Origin of the sequence: Cupriavidus pampae (assembly GCF_914271485.1) — a bacterium.
Classification (GTDB): domain Bacteria; phylum Pseudomonadota; class Gammaproteobacteria; order Burkholderiales; family Burkholderiaceae; genus Cupriavidus; species Cupriavidus pampae.
The window spans coordinates 43,329-61,229 of the sequence record NZ_CAJZAG010000002.1 but is presented as its reverse complement, the minus strand read 5'-3'; the positions used below and the strand labels follow the sequence as shown (position 1 = coordinate 61,229).

Annotated in this window: 19 protein-coding genes and 1 pseudogene; 12 read left to right on the top strand and 8 right to left on the bottom strand. The window is 63.2% G+C overall.

The window, feature by feature from the left end; genetic code table 11:
• The first annotated feature begins 356 nt into the window (after positions 1-356).
• The 9 genes from LDO41_RS04595 to LDO41_RS04555 all read left to right on the top strand — a co-directional run bounded on the left by LDO41_RS04595 (position 357) and on the right by LDO41_RS04555 (position 7,740).
• On the top strand, positions 357-1,340 hold the full coding sequence (locus LDO41_RS04595; RefSeq protein WP_223982551.1) for an ABC transporter substrate-binding protein: 984 nt from the start codon (positions 357-359) through the stop codon (positions 1,338-1,340).
• Between the two features lie 28 nt (positions 1,341-1,368).
• Positions 1,369-2,136 carry an ABC transporter permease gene (locus LDO41_RS04590; RefSeq protein ID WP_223982549.1) on the top strand — a complete coding sequence of 256 codons (768 nt, stop codon included), beginning with the start codon at positions 1,369-1,371 and terminating at the stop codon, positions 2,134-2,136.
• 2 nt (positions 2,137-2,138) lie between these two features.
• Complete coding sequence (locus LDO41_RS04585) at positions 2,139-2,957, top strand: ABC transporter ATP-binding protein (protein ID WP_223982547.1); 819 nt, start codon at positions 2,139-2,141, stop codon at positions 2,955-2,957.
• Positions 2,958-2,964: 7 nt separating this feature from the next.
• Positions 2,965-4,233: an amidase gene (locus tag LDO41_RS04580; RefSeq protein ID WP_223982545.1), complete on the top strand. Its 1,269-nt coding sequence runs from the start codon at positions 2,965-2,967 to the stop codon at positions 4,231-4,233.
• Complete coding sequence (locus LDO41_RS04575; protein ID WP_223982543.1) at positions 4,226-4,969, top strand: sulfite exporter TauE/SafE family protein; 744 nt, start codon at positions 4,226-4,228, stop codon at positions 4,967-4,969. Before LDO41_RS04580 ends, LDO41_RS04575 begins: the two co-directional genes overlap by 8 nt.
• Positions 4,970-4,979: 10 nt before the next feature.
• Complete coding sequence (locus LDO41_RS04570; protein ID WP_223982540.1) at positions 4,980-5,768, top strand: IclR family transcriptional regulator; 789 nt, start codon at positions 4,980-4,982, stop codon at positions 5,766-5,768.
• Positions 5,769-5,809: 41 nt separating this feature from the next.
• On the top strand, positions 5,810-6,235 hold the full coding sequence (locus LDO41_RS04565) for a hypothetical protein (protein ID WP_223982538.1): 426 nt from the start codon (positions 5,810-5,812) through the stop codon (positions 6,233-6,235).
• 411 nt (positions 6,236-6,646) lie between these two features.
• On the top strand, positions 6,647-7,075 hold the full coding sequence (locus LDO41_RS04560) for a hypothetical protein (RefSeq protein WP_223982536.1): 429 nt from the start codon (positions 6,647-6,649) through the stop codon (positions 7,073-7,075).
• A 416-nt stretch (positions 7,076-7,491) separates the two neighbouring features.
• The gene (locus tag LDO41_RS04555) at positions 7,492-7,740 is read left to right on the top strand and encodes a helix-turn-helix domain-containing protein (protein WP_223982533.1); all 249 of its coding nucleotides are present in this window, start codon (positions 7,492-7,494) and stop codon (positions 7,738-7,740) included.
• Between the two features lie 9 nt (positions 7,741-7,749).
• On the opposite strand, the gene LDO41_RS04550 is transcribed toward LDO41_RS04555, so the two are convergent.
• A complete protein-coding gene (locus tag LDO41_RS04550; protein ID WP_223982530.1) occupies positions 7,750-8,226 on the bottom strand; it encodes a universal stress protein in 477 nt (158 codons plus the stop codon).
• A 35-nt stretch (positions 8,227-8,261) separates the two neighbouring features.
• Complete coding sequence (locus LDO41_RS04545) at positions 8,262-8,768, bottom strand: hypothetical protein (RefSeq protein ID WP_223982528.1); 507 nt, start codon at positions 8,766-8,768, stop codon at positions 8,262-8,264.
• Positions 8,769-8,959: 191 nt separating this feature from the next.
• Here LDO41_RS04545 and LDO41_RS04540 point away from each other — a divergent pair, with 191 nt between their 5' ends.
• From LDO41_RS04540 to LDO41_RS04530, 3 genes are read left to right on the top strand one after another with little or no spacing between them, the layout of a single operon-like run.
• On the top strand, positions 8,960-9,490 hold the full coding sequence (locus LDO41_RS04540; RefSeq protein ID WP_223982526.1) for a flavodoxin family protein: 531 nt from the start codon (positions 8,960-8,962) through the stop codon (positions 9,488-9,490).
• 28 nt (positions 9,491-9,518) lie between these two features.
• Positions 9,519-12,185: a magnesium-translocating P-type ATPase gene (gene mgtA, locus LDO41_RS04535; protein ID WP_253074771.1), complete on the top strand. Its 2,667-nt coding sequence runs from the start codon at positions 9,519-9,521 to the stop codon at positions 12,183-12,185.
• Positions 12,186-12,237: 52 nt separating this feature from the next.
• Positions 12,238-12,882, top strand: a complete 645-nt coding sequence (locus LDO41_RS04530; protein ID WP_223982521.1) for a BON domain-containing protein — start codon at positions 12,238-12,240, stop codon at positions 12,880-12,882.
• On the opposite strand, the gene LDO41_RS34325 is transcribed toward LDO41_RS04530, so the two are convergent.
• From LDO41_RS34325 to LDO41_RS04505, 6 genes and pseudogenes are all read right to left on the bottom strand, one after another.
• Entirely contained in the window at positions 12,860-13,189 is a 330-nt protein-coding gene (locus LDO41_RS34325; protein ID WP_377741430.1) for a cation transporting ATPase C-terminal domain-containing protein, read from the bottom strand. The genes LDO41_RS04530 and LDO41_RS34325 overlap by 23 nt on opposite strands.
• On the bottom strand, positions 13,140-14,525 hold the full coding sequence (locus tag LDO41_RS04525; RefSeq protein WP_223982519.1) for an MBL fold metallo-hydrolase RNA specificity domain-containing protein: 1,386 nt from the start codon (positions 14,523-14,525) through the stop codon (positions 13,140-13,142). Before LDO41_RS04525 ends, LDO41_RS34325 begins: the two co-directional genes overlap by 50 nt.
• A gap of 29 nt (positions 14,526-14,554) precedes the next feature.
• Positions 14,555-15,394, bottom strand: coding sequence for a universal stress protein (locus LDO41_RS04520; RefSeq protein WP_318036270.1), 840 nt, complete (start codon positions 15,392-15,394; stop codon positions 14,555-14,557).
• A gap of 10 nt (positions 15,395-15,404) precedes the next feature.
• Positions 15,405-15,842 carry a universal stress protein gene (locus LDO41_RS04515; RefSeq protein ID WP_223982516.1) on the bottom strand — a complete coding sequence of 146 codons (438 nt, stop codon included), beginning with the start codon at positions 15,840-15,842 and terminating at the stop codon, positions 15,405-15,407.
• A 111-nt stretch (positions 15,843-15,953) separates the two neighbouring features.
• Positions 15,954-16,070 (bottom strand): annotated as a pseudogene (locus LDO41_RS04510) (NAD(P)-dependent alcohol dehydrogenase); the annotation flags it as partial.
• An 11-nt stretch (positions 16,071-16,081) separates the two neighbouring features.
• Complete coding sequence (locus LDO41_RS04505) at positions 16,082-17,833, bottom strand: PHA/PHB synthase family protein (protein WP_223982514.1); 1,752 nt, start codon at positions 17,831-17,833, stop codon at positions 16,082-16,084.
• Between the last annotated feature and the right edge of the window lie 68 nt (positions 17,834-17,901).

Genomic DNA, 17,901 nt, shown 5'->3' with positions numbered 1-17,901 from the left:
CCAAGTTCGACCACCTGCTCCTTTTCTAGTCCGTCGGCAGCATCGTGCTGCTCGTCGCAGCAGCCATTTGCATTGGGGGGTGGGCGGCTCAGTCAGAGTTATCACACTGCCTCTGCCCGACCACAACTGGCGAAGGCAGTAGGTGCGTGGCTTTCGTGAACTCCGCCCCAGACCCGGGCAGATGCGGTCGGGAACGCCCCCTTTCGATGCAACCCACGCCCCAAAAAAGGCGCATAAAGCACATTAGCCGGTGGCCCGACTCTTGCGTTTGAGTCCATCATTTGCGAGACGATTCGTCCCGAAAATTTAAAATTCTTCAACCAGCAGCGCGGCTGAGCGCGCAAGGGGAAATCCGTATGTCTCTACGTTCCATGATCCACCGTGCACTTGGCACATTGGGGGTGACGCTGTTTGCGACTGCGCTGTCAGCGGGCGCCGCGCAGGTAGTCAATATCGGGGTGCAGCCAGCGACGCAGCCGATCTACATCGCCAAGGCGGCGGGCTACCTCGCGCCGCTGGAAGCCAAGTACAACGTCACGTTCCAGTTCCACAGCTTCCCCTACGGGGCGCCGGAAAACCAGGCAATGGCGGCCGGCAGCCTCGACCTGGCTTCTGCGGGCATGGGCCCGGCGGTGGTGGCCGCAGCCCGGCTGCCCGCGAAACTCCTGGGCATCACGATTCTCGAGCAAACCGCCATCCTCGTTCCGTCGGACTCCCCGGTGCGCACGATCGCCGATCTAAAGGGCAAGCGCATCGCCTATCCGGGCGAGGGGTCGCAGCAATATCCGCTGCTGCTCAACGCGCTGCAGAAAGCCGGGCTGAAGGCGTCCGACGTCCAGCTGTTCAAAACCTCCGGCTCGCAGGTTGGCACGCTGGTGGAACAGCGCAGCGTGGACGCCGGCATCACGTGGGACCCGCATATCTCGATGGCGCTCGCCAGTGGCAAGACGCGTGTCCTGCTGAAGGCCGAGAAGATCCTGCCGATCAAAAGTGGCCACTATGTCGGTGACGGCTTCTACGGTCGGACAGCATTCATCGACGCCAATCCGGACCTCGTGCGCGACATCATGGCGGCGCAGATCCGCGCGATCAAGCTAATCAACAAGGAACCACAGAAGGCCGTGGAGATGTGGGCTAAGGAAATCGGCTTTCCTCCCAAGGTCATCGAGTACTCGCTGAAGGAAGGGATCTCGGTTTACTCCACCGACATCGTGCCGGATGCCGAGACTATGAAGATCTATGCCTCGTTCCTCAAGCAGGCGGCCATCCTGCAGGACGGCGACGAGCCGAAGCTCGCCCCAGAGCCCGCCCGCAAGGCGCTGGCTGCAGAGACTCCCTGAGTCGCAGCATCGCAGAGAGGAGACTTCGATGGTTTCGCTTTCCCGGTCAGTGGCGCGCCGTGTGTTCCCTTATCTCGCCGCGATGATCGCGGTGGTGCTGGTGTGGGAACTGGTCGTGGTCATTACCCATCCCAGTCCGGCGGTACTGCCCTCGCCGGAATTGACCGCGCGCACGCTCTACGACCTTTTTGCGTCCGGCACGATCTTCCGCGATATCGGCGCGAGCCTCGGCCGCGTGCTGACCGCGTGGCTGCTGGCGGCACTGGTGGCCATTCCGCTGGGCTTATTGCAAGGTACGCGCCCGCGGCTGGCGAGCGTGCTCGAGCCGTTGGTGGAGCTGTTCCGGCCGATCTCGCCGCTGGCCTGGATTCCAATGGCGATACTCTGGTTCGGCATTGGTGAGGCAGGCAAGGTCTTCATCATCTTCATTGCCACCTTCTTCCCGATCCTGCTAAACACTGTATCGGGCGTGAAGGCCGTTGATCCAGTGCTCGTACGTGCGGGTCGCGTGCTCGGCTGCAGTTCGGACGCGCGGCTGTTCTGGCAGGTGATCCTACCGGCCGCGATGCCCACGATCCTGGTTGGGTTGCGCATTTCGTTCGGCATTGGCTGGGCCGCAATCATCGCGGCGGAACTGGTTGCCGCAAACAAGGGGCTCGGTTACCTGATTGCCAACGGCATGGAGATTCTGCGCTCGGACCAGGTGCTGGCCGGCATGGTGATCATCGCACTACTCGGTATCGCGATCGACACCGGATTTCGCATGCTCGGCCATCGGCTGGGCTACAAGGGGTAAGCATGGACCAGTCGCTGCACACCTCGACCCGCCCAGGCGTGGTCGTCAACAACGTGTCCAAGCTGTACCACACGGACACTGGGGAAGCGGTCGAGGCACTGCGCCCCGTCACACTCGATATTGCGACGGGAGAGTTCGTGGCATTGATCGGGCCGTCCGGCTGCGGCAAGAGCACACTGCTCAATATCGTGGCCGGCTTCGAGTCGCCGACGGCCGGCGTGGTACTCGTCGACGGGGAGAAAGTCACGCGGCCCGACATGCGGCGGGGCATGGTGTTTCAGCAGTATGCGCTGTTTCCATGGCTTAACATTCGCGACAACATCGCCTTCGGCCTGCGCCAGCGCGGCATGCCGCGCAAGGAGCGCGAAGCGGTGGCCAACCGCTACCTGGATCTGGTCGGCCTGGGCGAATTCGGCGATGCACGACCCGACGCGCTGTCAGGCGGCATGAAGCAGCGTGTGGCGCTGGCGCGCGTGTTCGCCACCGAGCCGAGCACGATCCTGATGGATGAACCGTTCGGTGCGCTTGATGCGCTGACGCGCGGTTTCCTCCAGCAGGAGCTGCTTCGAATCTGGCGGGAGCATCGCAAGACCGTGCTGCTTGTCACCCACTCGGTGCAGGAGGCCTTGTTCCTCGCCACTCGCGTGGTGGTCATGACCAGTCGCCCCGGTCGCATCAAGCTCGACCAGCACGTTGCCCTTCCGTATCCGCGGACCCTGGCCACGCCAGGTTTCCGTGAACTGGAGGCCATGATCCTGACGGCGCTCGACGACGAACTTCGCAAGACATATGGAACCGCGCCTCAACTGGTGTCGGACTGACAAGCAGATGGATTCCCACAACTCGTCCTATCCCGCAGCAGGGGTGCAGGAGCGTATTGCCTCGACACTGGTGCGCGCACGCCAGCGTGACCGCACGTTGCACGCGTTCATCGAGCTCGACACCACTGGCGCGATGCAGCGCGCGGCCGAGCTCGATGCATTGCCAATGCATGCGCGCGGCCCGCTCCACGGCATGCCGATGGCGATCAAGGAGGTCATCGACGTGGCTGGCCTCCACTGCGCCTGGGGTTCTCCAATCCATGCCGGTCGCAGGCCGGCTGTCAACGCGCCACTTGTACAGAGGCTGATTGACGCCGGCGCGGTACCGGTCGGCATCACGGCATCGACCGAGTACGCGCTGGCGGCGGCGGCACGGACGGTGCACCCGCGCGACGCATTACGTTCACCTGGCGCTTCATCGAGCGGCTCAGCTGCCGCGGTGAGTGCCGGCCTTGTCCCGTTCGCGCTGGGCACGCAGACGATCGGCTCGATCATCCGGCCGGCAGCTTACTGCGGCGTGGTCGGGTTCAAGCCGAGCTTCGGGCGCTATACGACGGACGGCTTCCTTTGCCTGTCGTCCCGGCTCGATCATGCCGGGCTCGTTGCCGCCAGTGTCGCCGATGCGATTGCGGTGGATCGTGTACTCGCGGCCGCCGCCGAAGATGCGCGGCACGAATGCCCGCCGCTGACGCTCCGGGTTCTGCAGCCGTGGTTCGACGATGAGGTATCCACTGCGGTATCGTCGTCGCTGGAGCGCTGCTACAGCCGATTGCGTTCGGAGGGCTTCGCCCTGGATCCGTTGGTCGTCGATCCCGAGACGGCGGCAACGGAGAACGAATTAACCGATACGCTGCTCACCTACGAACTGGCAAAACGCCATGGCGCGACATTGCGTGCCGCGCCGCCGGACAAGGTCTCGGCAAAACTGATGACGTTGTTGGCGCGGGGCGAAGGTATCGGCGCCGCGGCGTTCGACGACGCCGAGGCACGGCAGGCCGAGCTATCGGCGCGTCTCAATGCCATGCTGCTGCCCGGCGAGATCGCGCTCGCACCCGCGACGCTCGATGTGGCACCGTGGCTGACCGAAGGGTCGGGCTCACGGGCACCTCAACGGCTGTGGACCCTGGCAGGCCTGCCCGCCTTGACGCTGCCCGTGGGCGAGCGCGACGGGTTGCCCATCGGCGTGCAACTGGTCGGCCGTTTTGGCGAAGACCAAGCCGTTTTGCGGGCCGCTGCGCAAATCGAATCCATCCTTGGCCAGCGTGCCGATGAGTAGTACCGCCTGGATGCCCCTCGCCGCGACGACCGCGATCGTGTTCGCCGGCACGCTGGTGCGCGCGGTGTCGGGGCTCGGCTTTTCGTTGGTAGCCGTGCCGTTGCTGTCGCTGGTCTGGCCGCCGGCGCAGGCCGTGGCCATCGCGGTACTGTTCCAGACGCTGAGTACGATACCGATCGTGGCCGGCGAGTATCGGTCGCTCGACTGGCGATTGCTGGCGCGCATCTGCAGCGGTGGCATTGTCGGAATGGTGCCCGGCCTAGTACTGCTGCAGTGGCTGCCCGAATCCACCATGCGCGTCGTGCTGGCCGCGATCCTGCTTCTGTCCATCGGTATCATCGTGGCTGGCAGGCGGTTGGTCCGCACAATGACACCGACGCGGCTCACGCTGGTAGGCCTGTGTGCTGGCGTGGCACAGGGTATGGCTGGTGTTTCCGGGCCACCGCTGATGGCGGGACTGATGGCCATCCCGGGACTCGATGCCCGCGTCATCCGGCTGACCGCGACATCGGTTTTTCTGATCCTCGGCCTGGTGTCGGTTTCCACGCTCGGCATTCGCGGCGCGTTTTCCGTCATGAGCGTAAGCGATTACGCGATCGCCGGTATAGGAATGATCGGCGGACATCTGGCCGGAGAACGGCTGTTCAGGATGGCGGGTACCGCAGGCTTTCGGAGGTACGTGCTGCTGGTATTGTTCGCATCCGCGCTGCTCACGCTGGCACCCTTGTGGCCATAGACTCTTGTTGATGATGGATACGGAAGATAACGAACGCACTCGCACTACAGGCTCCGCACTGGAAAAAGCCGTCGGAATCCTCGAAGCGCTAGGTGACCAGATCCGCGCGCTGAGCCTTGCCGAAATGGCTGAAGTCACCGGCATGCCTAAGCAGACCGTGCATCGCATTCTGCGCCAGCTGGAAGAACTCAGCCTGGTTGCGCGCGAAGCCGGCAGCGATCGCTATCACTTTGGCGCCCGTTTGCGCCAGCTCGGCGTCGCGGCGTTGTCGGCCCCGAGGCAATCCCTCGCAACGCGGCAGATCCTGACCGAGCTTGTGGCGGAGATCGGCGAGACCTGCAATATCGGGATTCTTGACGGCGAGCGCGTGCTCTATGTGGACCGGGTGGAATGTCACTGGCCGTTGCGCGTGCAACTACACCCTGGCAGCCGCGTGCCATCGCATTGCACGGCCATCGGGAAACTGCTGCTCGCGCATCTGCCAGACGCACAACGGCGCGAACTGCTGCCACGGCTCGAACTGACGCAGTACACACCCAACACATTGGTCACGGTGGATGACCTGGAAGCCGCCCTCGCGGACATCCGAACGCAGGGATACGCTGTCAACCAGGAAGAAGACTCGCTCGGCCTGAATGCTATGTCTGTGCCCGTGCGCGATGCATCGGGCAAGGTGCTAGCCGGACTGGCCGTGCATGCCCCTACCGCCCGACTGCCATTGAAGGACATGCTGGAACGCCGGCCGCTTTTGGATAATGCAGCGAACAAGGTCGGAGGTATTCTGTTTGGGTGGGCTTAAACCCCACTGGATTTCGCCACGATGAGCACGTCTACCAAGAGATGCTGATAGACGAAGACGTCGCGCTCGGGATGTCTACAGGGCGCGCGCGCAGATCTGCGTGCCGATGTCACGTTTCCCACCTATCCACCGTGTTTGAGGGAAGGCACGTCGAGGGGTTGGAAAAGGCGACGGGCTACTACAAGGGCGATTACTCCCTTCCCGAGCGCAGGCTGACCGGTTACATCACGAAGCTGAACAGGCCGAAATACGAAACGGCAGGCACGATCACCATTGACTCCACCTTTGGTGACGTTGAGCGCAAGGTGCAAGTAGAGTTGACGGGCGATGACTATCATCTGGCAGTGGTCGCGCACGACAACTCGAAGATGGTTCGTGTTGAAGGTGACGTGCACATCAAGAGCAAGTCCGCGCAGTTGTTGAATCCAAAAAACTTTGGCGTCATCGACATCGAGGATCTCCTCTAGGTTAGGTTCAGTACATATTCATCGATGTAACTTCAGTCCGCGCCTGACTCTCCGCTTTTTTGAGCGCTTTGCCTGCAAGTGGACACACGACCACGGGACTTGAATGTCTGATCTCAGCCTTCACGTGCCGTCGCTCGCCACCAACACCCCACTTCACGACACTGCTGAGTTAGCGGGCCGTCTGCTAGGCTCACCCCAATTTCCCAATCCTGCGTCAATAGATGACTCGGCTGAAGGTCGCCCCTCGCTTGCTCCTGCAGCCGGTGAATTTCGAGTTGCGCCGAGTCGATTGAAGATGCGCACATCGATCTCGCGAAAATGCATTCCATCATTGCGGCAAGAGCGTTGTTTCACGGAAATCGCTAACGCAGCCGCTCGGCAAGCGGCAGTTACCGGGGCGACACTATGCATATGACTAAAGTGGAGAAGCTGTGCCTGGCCTATGAAGCGTTCGGTCGCGCAACCGCAGAAGTGCCAGGGGAACACGCAAATATGCTGGCCCAATCATGCTTAGGCGTGCGCGCATTTCTTGCCAACGCAAGCAGCACGCGCCAGCGCTGCCAATCTCGACTCTGTAAAGATCTCCTACACTCCCTTGTCGCCAACCTTATGCTCCGTGCATTCCGCCGGTTGGCTACCCGTCAAAGCCGCCAAAATCAGGCCAATCGCCCATCCACGTTGAATGATCGTCATGTCGTTATTGATTTTTTAATCATCACCTATGGCGCAAGTTTACTCGGATGGACACCGGTGGCATTAAAGATGCGTCGCGTCATTGCCAGCGATGGTAATGCAACGCTCCCGCTCGCACAGGCACCGACTCCATGCGAAAGTCCGTAAAGCGACCAGCTGCGGTCGCCGAGAGCGGGATAGCCGAACGACGCAAAAGGGTCGTTTTGCGCCGGTCGAGCCTTCGGACAACTCCGGTGCCCGTTCACCCCGCCACGACTTGTTCCGACCAGCTATCCCGCGGCGGAGGCGCTGCCGAGGCGATATGCATGCGCCCCACCCTGCCCGTCGCCCCAGCCGCTGACGGCCAGCGACACCGCCCGATCAAAGGGCCCAACGAAGCATGCAACCCTGCACAAACCGCACGACCGTGCCGACATTTGAACTTGCCGCGCGCTCCGACATCTGAGAACGCCCTAGACATCTGCTTGTCAGGGCCAAGTTAGGATGTCCGCTTCTGGCTAAATCAGAATGTCCGCTTCCCGAACCTATACTGGTAGCGCCTGAGTGAGAACCGGAGCGCCGCCATGACCGATCGACGATGGATCACCATGAGTCTGCGCGAGGCTGACCGCTTCAAGGTCATTCAAGCCACGGCCGAAGGTCTGCTGCCGCAGTGGCGCGCGGCGGAACGGCTCAATCTCACGACCCGACAGATCCGGCGCCTGGTCGAACGCTGGCGCATGGACGGCCCGATGGGCCTGCTGTCGCGTCAGCGCGGCCAGCTGGGACACCACCAGCTGCCGCGGCTGCTCGAGGCCAGAAACCGCCATTGAAGTCGTCCTTCATCCTCCCTCCCCTGCATTCGCCAGCCCCTCCGAGTACTTCACAAGTAGCACCGGCAGCGGGCAATGACGAGCGAGTGTTTCCGCAACGCTTCCCAGCAGAAGCCGCTTCAATCCATGCCTGCCATGAGTTCCGACGACTACAATGTCCGCGCCGCAGGTCCTCACGTGCTCCTCCACGAGACCCGCAACTTCGCCCATGCTACGGACTTCGTCGATCAACGTTTCCGAATGCTGAAGACCCGCTTTGGCCGCCGTCGCGCTGGCGTCCCGCAGAAGATCCTTGCCAGCTTCGAACAGGGCGGGGCCGAGATCCTCGCGCACGCCAAGGCTCGGCTCATAAAGAAGATACTGATAATCGATGACGTGGAGAATCTCCAGGTGTGCCTTGCAGCTGAGCGCAATACGAATGGCTTCGGTCAGAGCACTCCGGGAACAATCACTGCCGTCGATTGCAACAAGGACGTGTCGGTACATTGGCGACTCCTCTGTTCATGCCACGCCGTGCATATTCACGCTGCCGCCCGACTCCGCGTGCTCCCGTTCGGCTGCGCCGTGACGGGAGTCGATCCCGCCAGCACCGAGGACATCTTTCCAAGCTGGTCGTAGAAGCTTCCCCATGCAGCTGACAGTCCATTCATGCCAGCGGGATCCGCGGATGCCCCGCCCGCCCGCGTCGACGCCAGCCATGGCGCCTTGAGCGTCTGGCATTGCCTGAGCCACGACGACCATCCGTCGGCGAACGCCTTGGCATACTCTCGGGACAATGCCGACTGATGCTCCATCCGGTCCGAGAGCATTTGCGCGACAGACGCCTGCAAGGTCACGGGCTCGCTGGAAGCCTCGATGCGCTGCAGCAGCCGTTTGCCGCTTCGAACCTCGTCCTCCACCGCCTTCATGTGGGCCTTCAGAATGGTGTGCCTCACATCCTGTAAAGCAAGGTACGCCCGGCACGCTTCGACAAGCGCCATGCGCTGCATCGTCACGCAATAGTCGGCGGGCACTTCTGTTTCGCTCATGACAGTCTCCTTGGTCTGATCCCGGACAGCGAGATGGGCGGGCCATCCAGGCTTGAACATGACACGGTTCACGATAGTCGGCCTGACGTCGGGAGTGTTGACGCACATCAACCTCGACGTTCGTGGCTGCACCTAGGCTTCAGACGAATATCACGCTGCCGCCGCGCACGCCAACGCCGAGGAGAATCGTCATGGACGAGACTGTCGTCATCTACTATTCACGCACCGGCGTGACGCTGACCGCCGCGACGCAGCTCGCAAACATGCTCGGTTGCCCGAAAGCGGAGGTAGCCGACGCGGTGCCACGCGCCGGCGCCTATGGCGACCTGCGTTGTGTGGTGGATAACTTGTTCCGGCGCAAGGCAGGCTATCGGTATAGCGGCCCGCCATTGGCGAACGTCCGCGACGTAATCGTGATGGCGCCAGTCTGGATGGGTCGCCTGGCGGCCCCAATGCGCACCTTTCTCGAGGATGCGAACACCCTGCCGCGGCTTGTCGCCGCAGTGACGATCATGGCGCGACGTGGCGGACTTCGCGCCGCACAGGACATTGGGGACGCAATCGGTCGAGAGCCTTTTCCGGTGCTGACACTCGTGGAGCAGGACATCATAAGCGGTGCAGCGCGCGCGGAGATCAAGAGGTTTGCCGACGCCTATTTGCGTGCCCGCCCCGATCTCAGCCAGGCGCATCGTCCGGCGTGGCTATCTCCACATGAGGCCTGATTCGGCGAGTCAGAAGCCGCGTTCCAGTATGCCGCAGCATTCAGCCAATCCGCCGACCACGTCGTCCACATTGCTATCCGCCGCAACGCTGCCCCTTTCCGCGCTACTCTCGGCGCTCGGGAGCTGTCGCTTCGGATTGACTGACGCCGACGCTCGCCAGCGCTTGAAGGAGGTGGGCCCAAATGAGGCACTCCCCGACGAGCGCCCCCGACTGCCGATCGAGATCCTGAAGAGGTTGTCCAGCCCGCTTAGCGTGATGCTGCTCGTGCTTTCTTCCGTATCGCTGGTCATTGGCGAATTCAACTCGGCCGCCATCACTGCCGCGATGGTTCTGTTGAGCGTGGGCATTGCCACATGGCAGGAACAGCGTTCGGTGATGGCGGCCAAGGCTCTCCGTGCGCTCGTTCACACCACGGCTACTGTGCAGCGACGCGCAACGGCCGATGCCGAATCGACCCTGGCGGAGGTCCAGATTGCGCAGTTGGTGCCCGGCGATATCGTGCACATCGGGGCCGGTGACATCGTACCCGGCGATCTGCGGCTGCTTGCAGCCAAGGACCTGTTTCTGAATCAATCCGCGATGACGGGCGAGTCAGTGCCGGTCGAAAAATGGGCACTGGACGCACCGGACGCAATGACGCTCACGCCAGGCGACTTGCCAAATGTCGCCCTGATGGGCACCACTGTCGTCAGCGGCACGGGTACTGCGGTGGTCGTCTCGACCGGTGTGCGCACGGTGTTTGGCAATATCTCACGCCTTGCATCGCAGACGGCTGCGCCGAGTGCATTCGACACGGGGATCCGTCACGTGGCGAACCTGATGCTGGCGCTCATATGCGCGATGACGCCGCTGGTGTTTGCCATCAACTACCTGACCAAAGGCGATACGTTCGAGGCTCTGCTGTTCTCACTGGCGGTTGCTGTCGGCCTGACGCCGGAGATGCTGCCGATGCTGACGACTGTCACCCTTTCCAAGGGTGCCCTCGCGATGGCGCGCCGGAAAGTGATTGTCAAGCAGTTGAGCGCAATCCAGAACCTCGGCGCCATGGATGTCCTTTGCACGGACAAGACCGGTACATTGACACAGGACTGCGTCATTCTCCACCGGCACTTCGATATCGACGAGAGCGAATCCGATCACGTATTTGCCCTTACTTATCTGAACAGCCGTTTCCAGACCGGCCTGCGCAACCTGCTGGACAAGGCTGTGTTGCTGCACGATCCGGCCGTAGTGACGCGCATGGAGCTCGACCAGCGGTATCGCCTGATTGACGAGGTACCCTTCGACTTCGCGCGCCGGCGGATGTCCGTCATCGTCGAATCCGACATCGCCCATCTGCTGGTCTGCAAAGGGGCCGTGGAGGAAATTCTCTCGGTTTGCACGACCTGCGAACGTGCGGGAGCCGTCGTGCCGCTGACGGCGCCGGTCATGGAGGAGGCAAAAGAGCTCGCCGGTCGGCTCAATCGCGCGGGGTTCAGGCTGCTGGCGGTCGCGTTCCGCAGCTTGGCAAGGACAGACGCCAGCGTATATTCCGTGGCGGACGAATGCAGCCTGACCCTGGCGGGCTTTGTCGCCTTCATCGATCCACCGAAAGAGACGGCAGCCGCGGCGTTGCGCGCGATCAGGGGATGCGGGATTGGCATCAAGGTCCTGACGGGAGACAGCCCGGACATCGCAAGGCATGTCTGCGGCCTGGTGGGCATCGATTCCCTCGATATCGTGACGGGGCGGCAGCTGGACGGGCTGGAGGAAACGGCCGTCGCCGACCTCGCTGAACGGTTCACGGTATTTGCCAAGCTGACCCCGGAGCACAAGGCTGCGCTGGTCCGCGCGCTGCGCTCCCGTGGGCACGTGGTGGGAGTACTCGGCGACGGCATCAATGACAGCCCCGCGTTGCGTGCCGCGGATGTCGGCATCTCGGTGGACACCGGGACCGACATTGCAAAGGAGGCGGCCACCATCATCCTGTTGGAGAAGAGCCTGCTGGTGCTGCATGAAGGCATCGTCGAGGGGCGGCGAGTGTTTGCCAATCTGCTCAAATACATCCGGATGGCGTCCAGCTCGAACTTCGGTAATGTGTTCAGCGTGCTGGGCGCCAGTCTCTGGCTGCCGTTTCTGCCGATGGCGCCGATTCAGTTGCTGACCTGCAACCTGCTCTATGACATCTCGCAGACTGCCATCCCTACCGATCGCGTCGATGAAGATGCGCTGGCGCAGCCGAGTTCGTGGGATACGCGGGTGCTCTGGCGCTATATCGCGATCATGGGACCGCTGAGTTCCGCCGTCGACTTCCTGACCTTCATGCTGCTCTACTTCGTGCTGGACCTTCGCACGATTGCGTCCCAGGCAGCGTTCCATTCCTCCTGGTTCGTGGAGTCGATTCTTTCTCAGATGCTTGTCATCTACGTCATTCGTACGCGACGGATCCCGTTTGTCCAGAGCCGCCCCAGCGCGGCACTCGTCGGCGCTACGATAACAATCATCACGCTCGCGCTGTGGCTGCCATTCTCTCCGTTTGCGCCGGCGCTCAGGCTGGTGCCCCCGCCGTCGGCGTTCTGGTCATACCTTCCGCTGCTGCTGGCCTTGTATCTGACCGGTGCCTTCCTGGCGCGTAGCTCCCTGTACGCCAAACCGAGGCAAGACGTTCGGACGCGACTGGCCACCGCGTTGCGCCAGATCAAGGAACGGACCTGAGCAGTTTCTACAGTAAAAGCTCCGACTGACATGAGGCCCACAGGAGACCGACATGAGAACCGATGAAGAACTCAGGAAGCTCGTCCACGCGGAGTTGGCTTGGGATCCGCGTATCACGTCCGATGCCATCGAAGCGGAGGTCAGGCAAGGTATCGTTACCCTCTCCGGCCACGTCGGCTCCTATTCTGAGAAGCTGGCCGTGGAGCGCGCCACCGAACGCGTCGGCGGCGTCAAGGGCGTCGTGGTGAAACTCAACATACGGCACGAAGCGCAGCATACCGACGAGGCGCTTGCGCTCGCTGCGCGTTCAGCGCTGCAGTGGTACGTGCATGTGCCCGCAGAAGATCTGCAGCTCGAGGTCGAGGACGGCTGCGTGACGCTGCGGGGCAGCGTGCAGTGGGGCTTCCAGCGTCGGACGGCGGAAAGTGCCGTCAGCCATATCCGCGGCGTCCGAGGCGTGCGCAACGAAATCGTGGTGCGGCCCAAGCTGGTACCGGAGGAAGTAGAAGGCAAGATCGAAGGTGCGCTGCGCCGTCATGCCGAACGTGAAGCACAACATATCAAGGTGAAGGCTTCGGCGGGGGTGGTGACGCTCGAGGGGAAAGTCGGCACGCTGGCCGAGCGCCGCGCCGCGGCGGGCGCCGCATGGTCGGCGCCAGGGGTGTCGGAAGTCATCAATCATCTGCAGGTCGGCTAGCTCGCGTACCCTGCGTATGCCACGGTTGCCGCGGGATTCTCCGTTGCCACTTGTCCAACTCGACGACGAGGGTCAACAGAAAGGCCAGCAGCATCAGAGTCCGCCAGGTGGCGATGGATACGGGCGCAATATGCAGCGTGGCGGCAAGGCCGGGCAGACACATCGCCCCCACGTGGAGCGCCAGTGCGGCAACGACGTCGGCCACCAGAAGCGGATTGGCGGCTTCTTCCGTCGTCAATCCGGAACGACGGGTGCCGTCACCGTTTCGGCGCCTCCGCTGCCGATTCCCGAAGCCTGTACGTCTCACGATACTCGGGCATGGTCACCGCCCACGCAAGTTCGCGCTCGATGCGCTGTCGCAACGCATCGCCGGCCTGCGGCTCGCCGTGCACGATGAAGGTCTGCCGCGGCGGCTGATGGAAGCCCTTCAGCCAGGCTAGCAGGTCGTCCGCGTCGGCATGCGCGGATAATGTGTCGAGGCATGCCACTTCCGCGCGGATCGTAATGTCCTTGCCGTGCAGCCTGACCAGGCGCCCGCCGGACCGAAGCGTCGCGCCACGCGTGCCGCCCGCCTGAAACCCGCACAGGAGGATTGTGCTGGAAGGGTCCTGGCCGAAACTCTCGAGGTGATGCACGACGCGTCCCCCGGTGAGCATCCCGCTTCCGGCCAGGATGATCTTGGGGCGGGTGTCGCTGTTCAGCCGTACGGAATCCTCGGCGCGCTGCACTGGTTCGGCCATATCGCAGGCGGCCGCACAGGCTTCGCGACCGATGCGCAGTTCTTCCGGATGCAGCGAAAAGATCCGGGTCGCGGCGATCGCCATCGGGCTGTTGAGGAAAATCGGCACATCCGGCAGTTTCCCCGCCTGCTTCAAACGGTAGAGGCAATACAACAGCGACTGCGCGCGCCCCACTGCGAAGGTGGGGACCACCAACGTGCCGCCGCGCCCAATCGTCCGATTGACGATATCGCCCAGGGTTTCGATGGGATCTTGGACAGGATGAAGCCGATCGCCGTAAGTCGACTCCACGAGCAGCCAGTCCGCCGCGCTCACCGGCTCGGGGGCTCGCATGACGGGATCCGACTGGCGGCCGAGGTCGCCCGAGAACACGATCCGGGCGCCGTCGAAATGCAACGTGACCGTCGTCGCGCCGATGATGTGCCCTGCGCGATGAAACTCGGCTTCCACCCCTGGGGCGACGGTCCAGCGTTTCGCATACGGCACCACCTCCAGACGTCGCAGCGCGCGGGTGGCATCCGTGCCGGTGTACAGGGGAATGGCCGGGTGGTGCCGCGAGAACCCTTTGCGATTGGCGTAGTTGGCATCCTCTTCCGCCAGCGCGGCGGCGTCGGGCAACAGGACCTCGCAGAGCTGCGCCGTCCCCAGCGTGCAGTACACGCTGCCACGGAAACCATTGCGGACAAGCAGCGGCAGATAGCCGCTATGGTCGATGTGCGCGTGCGTCAGCACGACTGCATGCAGGCTCGCTGGATCCACCGGCAATGGCGCCCAGTTGCGCAAGCGGAGCTGCTTGAAGCCCTGAAACAGCCCACAATCGACCAGGATTCGGGACCTGCCTGCCTCCACCAGATACTTCGAACCCGTTACGGTGCCCGTAGCACCCAGAAATGTCAGTTTCATCGCGTTTACATGACTGAGAGGTACGCCAGTCAATGCGCCAGCAGTACCGGCACCGTCATCGATGCCAGGATGGTGCGCGTCACCCCGCCAAGCGTGATCTCACGCAGACGACTATGGCCATAGGCGCCCATGACGATGAGATCCGCCCCGATATCCGCCGCGCGCGACAGGATCAGCTCCCCGATGAGCAGATCGTTGGCCTCCGCCATGTACTCCATTTCCACCTCGGCGCCGACGTCCCGCAGCAGCCGCAGTGCATTCGCCGCCGGTGTCGAATCCACACGCAGGCTGCGCATCGCCGCATTGGCGTGTAACAGATGGACACGACTGCCCGCGAGCAGCGGCAAGGCATCGTGCAACGCGCGCGCGCTTTCCCGGCCGCCATCCCATGCGACCAGCACACTCGTTCCCAGCGTGGGAAAGTCCCCCGTATACGGAATGACCAGCGTGGGACGACCGGACTCGAGCACGATCGATTCCAGATACTGGGGCGCGATATAACTGTCGTCGTCGGATTCGTCGGTCTGTCCGAGCACGACAAGGCCGGCCTCTCTCACCTCTCTCAGGGTGCTCGCCACCGGTTCGCCTTCTGCCACGCGCCACTCCGCCGTCATGCCGTGCTCCCAGATCGCGGACTCGAAGCGACGCCGCAGGGCTTCATGAGTATGGTGCCGACGTTCGCGATCCTCCTGCAGGCACTCGGCCGCATGATGCATGCGATAGAACCAGGGCTGGGGCGCATAGGTGACGCAGATGCCGGCCATACGGCATTGCTGCGCGGCGCCAATACGCGCCGCGAGCGCGATGCGCGACTTGACCCGCGCCTCGACGCCGACGTGAACGAATACGCTGGAAAAGCCAAGCATCATGAATTCCTGTTCAGATGGCTGCGGGACCTTTGACAAGCAGCACCGGACACGGCGCGTGCGCAAGTACGCGGGTGGCGACCGAGCCGATCACGGCATCGAGGAACGCGCCGCGTCCGTGGGTACCGAGCACAATGGCGGCAGCATGGAGCTCCTTTGCGAGCGCGATGATCCGGTCCGGCGCAAAGCCCACTAGCACGTGGCATTCCACGGCGAAATCGGCGTCGCGAAGAATGGCCACCGCAGAACGCATGCTGCGCTCGCCCTCGTCAGCCATCCAGTCCGCTATGGTTTCGCGGCCCACGAGGCGCTTGATCTCGCCGCTCAGCTCGGGCATGCAGTGGACGACGTGCACCACGAAGTCGCCGCGTAGCAGCGTTCGCGATGCGACGCTGCGCGCCGCCGCGTCGGAATAGACGGAACCGTCCGTGGCGAGAATGATGTTCTGCATAATGGCCTCCCATTCGATCGTCAGATGCCGGCGACAGGCGCGCGCCTCGCACGATTCAGTCTAGGAGTCGCATGAGAGGGAGCTTTGACGTGGGTCAAGCCGAGCAAGCGCTCAAGGGAAAATAGCCACTTTCAACACGCCATCGCGCTGATGCGAGAACAGCTCGTAGGCGTTTTCGATCCGCTCGAGCGGGAAACGATGGGTGACCAACGCCCCCAGATCGCCCCTGGCGCAGGGGTTCAGGGTTCCAGCACGTATCTCCCCGGAGCATCGTCCAGCGCGTCCGCGGGCAACGCACACGCCTCCCGCTGCCCGCTCGCGTGCTCGGCCAGCCAGTCGAACCAGCACGGCCACCACGAACCTTCATGCAGCGTAGCTTCGGCGAGATACCTGTCGGGATCGCGATAGCGTGTGCCGGGTACACGCGTGGCCACACGGTATCTGCGGCGTGGATGGCCCGGCTCCGACACGATGCCGGCATTGTGGCCGCCGGATGTCAGCACGAAGGTCAACGCGTCGCGCGTAAGCAGATGAAGCTTGTAGGCCGAACGCCACGGCGTCACGTGATCGTGCTCGGTACCCACCATGAAGATCGGTACGGTGATGTCGGCCAGCGCGATGGGCTCGCCCCCAACGCAATAGCGGCCCTCGGCCAGATCGTTGCGCAGGAAGAGCGAATGGAGCGTGTCGGCATGCAACCGGTGCGGCAGCCGCGTCGTGTCGCGGTTCCACGCGATCAGGTCGTTGGGTCTGGCGCGCTTGCCGAGCAGGTATTCACCCAGCATGCGCGACCACACCAGATCACGCGCGTGCAGCATCTGGAATGCGGTTGTCAGCTGGGGACCGTCCAGATAGCCCTGCCGGCGCATGAGCGCGTCGATCGTCGCGAAGGCGCTGTCGTCGATGAAGAGGCCCAGCTCCCCCGGCACCTCGAAGTCGGTGCCCGTTGCGAACAATGTCACGCCGGACAGGTCATCGCGATGCTCCCTCGCCAGCCATGCGGCCGCGATGGCGAGCAGCGTGCCACCCAGGCAATACCCGGCCGCCTGCACGCGCGCGCCGTCGCATTGCTGACGCACGACCCGCAACGCTTCCAGCAGGCCGTCGCGCAAGTAGTCGTGCAACCCCGCATCGCGGGCCTCGTCGCCGGGGTTCTTCCACGACACCATGAACACCGTGTTGCCGCTGGCCACCGCATGCCGTACGAGTGAGTCGGCGGGTTGCAGATCGAGAATGTAGTACTTCATGATCCACGAAGGCACGATCAGCAGCGGCTCCGTCGCCACGCTTGCGGTCGTCGGCGCGTACTGGATCAGCTCCATGCGCTCGTTACGGAAAATCACCTTGCCGGGCGTGATGGCGACATCCCTGCCCACGACGAAGTCCGGATTGCGGCGCTGCGCAGGAAGGTGGCACGCCTGCGCGACGGCATCTTCGACGTCTTCGACCCAGTGACTCGCGCCCTGCACGAAGTTGCCGCCGAGCGTATTCGCGGTGGCCGCCAACACGGCGGGATTCAGCCACCACAGGTTGCTCGGCGAGCCAAGGTCCAGCCACTGGCGCGCGCAGAAGGCCGCCAGCCGCTGATGATGCGGCGATACGCCGTCGAGATCGGACGTCATCTCCTGACAGAACGTCTCCTGACGGAGGAACGCGTCCCGCCAGACACACCATGGCCACTGTTGCCATGCCGGTCCGGCAAAACGGGGATCCCCCGCGATCGCTTCGCGCTCGGCAAAAGGCGGCTTCGCCCAGTCGTAGAGCGTACCCGCGCACCATTGCGCGGCCACCTTCCCCCGCCGGCCCGGAGAGACGATCAGGTGCAGCGCCCAGTCGGCCCAGGCCAATGCCAGCGAGGCAATAGAGATGCCGCCCGTCGTCGCCGCGAGCGCGGCGCGTATGTCTTGATCCCACCGCGCGTACGCATCGGGGAGCACGGGCTCCTGACAGGTAGCGGGAACAGAGACGGCGGAGAGTGGTTCGCGTTTCATTGAATGTGCTGCCCACCGTTGATGGCCAGATTCGCGCCAGTCACGAGCGCGCCATCATCGGAACAGAG

Excerpts from the sequence above, each read along its gene's own strand:
- LDO41_RS04550 (WP_223982530.1), bottom strand. The coding sequence starts at position 8,226 with ATGTACCGACACGTCCTTGTTGCAATCGACGGCAGTGATTGTTCCCGG.
- LDO41_RS04575 (WP_223982543.1), top strand. The coding sequence starts at position 4,226 with ATGAGTAGTACCGCCTGGATGCCCCTCGCCGCGACGACCGCGATCGTG.
- LDO41_RS04565 (WP_223982538.1), top strand. The coding sequence starts at position 5,810 with ATGCTGATAGACGAAGACGTCGCGCTCGGGATGTCTACAGGGCGCGCG.
- LDO41_RS04540 (WP_223982526.1), top strand. The coding sequence starts at position 8,960 with ATGGACGAGACTGTCGTCATCTACTATTCACGCACCGGCGTGACGCTG.
- LDO41_RS04530 (WP_223982521.1), top strand. The coding sequence starts at position 12,238 with ATGAGAACCGATGAAGAACTCAGGAAGCTCGTCCACGCGGAGTTGGCT.
- LDO41_RS04595 (WP_223982551.1), top strand. The coding sequence starts at position 357 with ATGTCTCTACGTTCCATGATCCACCGTGCACTTGGCACATTGGGGGTG.
- LDO41_RS04590 (WP_223982549.1), top strand. The coding sequence starts at position 1,369 with ATGGTTTCGCTTTCCCGGTCAGTGGCGCGCCGTGTGTTCCCTTATCTC.
- LDO41_RS04505 (WP_223982514.1), bottom strand. The coding sequence starts at position 17,833 with ATGAAACGCGAACCACTCTCCGCCGTCTCTGTTCCCGCTACCTGTCAG.
- LDO41_RS04585 (WP_223982547.1), top strand. The coding sequence starts at position 2,139 with ATGGACCAGTCGCTGCACACCTCGACCCGCCCAGGCGTGGTCGTCAAC.
- LDO41_RS04555 (WP_223982533.1), top strand. The coding sequence starts at position 7,492 with ATGACCGATCGACGATGGATCACCATGAGTCTGCGCGAGGCTGACCGC.
- LDO41_RS04570 (WP_223982540.1), top strand. The coding sequence starts at position 4,980 with ATGATGGATACGGAAGATAACGAACGCACTCGCACTACAGGCTCCGCA.
- LDO41_RS04525 (WP_223982519.1), bottom strand. The coding sequence starts at position 14,525 with ATGAAACTGACATTTCTGGGTGCTACGGGCACCGTAACGGGTTCGAAG.
- LDO41_RS04515 (WP_223982516.1), bottom strand. The coding sequence starts at position 15,842 with ATGCAGAACATCATTCTCGCCACGGACGGTTCCGTCTATTCCGACGCG.
- LDO41_RS04560 (WP_223982536.1), top strand. The coding sequence starts at position 6,647 with ATGACTAAAGTGGAGAAGCTGTGCCTGGCCTATGAAGCGTTCGGTCGC.
- LDO41_RS04545 (WP_223982528.1), bottom strand. The coding sequence starts at position 8,768 with ATGAGCGAAACAGAAGTGCCCGCCGACTATTGCGTGACGATGCAGCGC.
- LDO41_RS04520 (WP_318036270.1), bottom strand. The coding sequence starts at position 15,394 with ATGATGCTTGGCTTTTCCAGCGTATTCGTTCACGTCGGCGTCGAGGCG.
- LDO41_RS04580 (WP_223982545.1), top strand. The coding sequence starts at position 2,965 with ATGGATTCCCACAACTCGTCCTATCCCGCAGCAGGGGTGCAGGAGCGT.
- mgtA (WP_253074771.1), top strand. The coding sequence starts at position 9,519 with ATGCCGCAGCATTCAGCCAATCCGCCGACCACGTCGTCCACATTGCTA.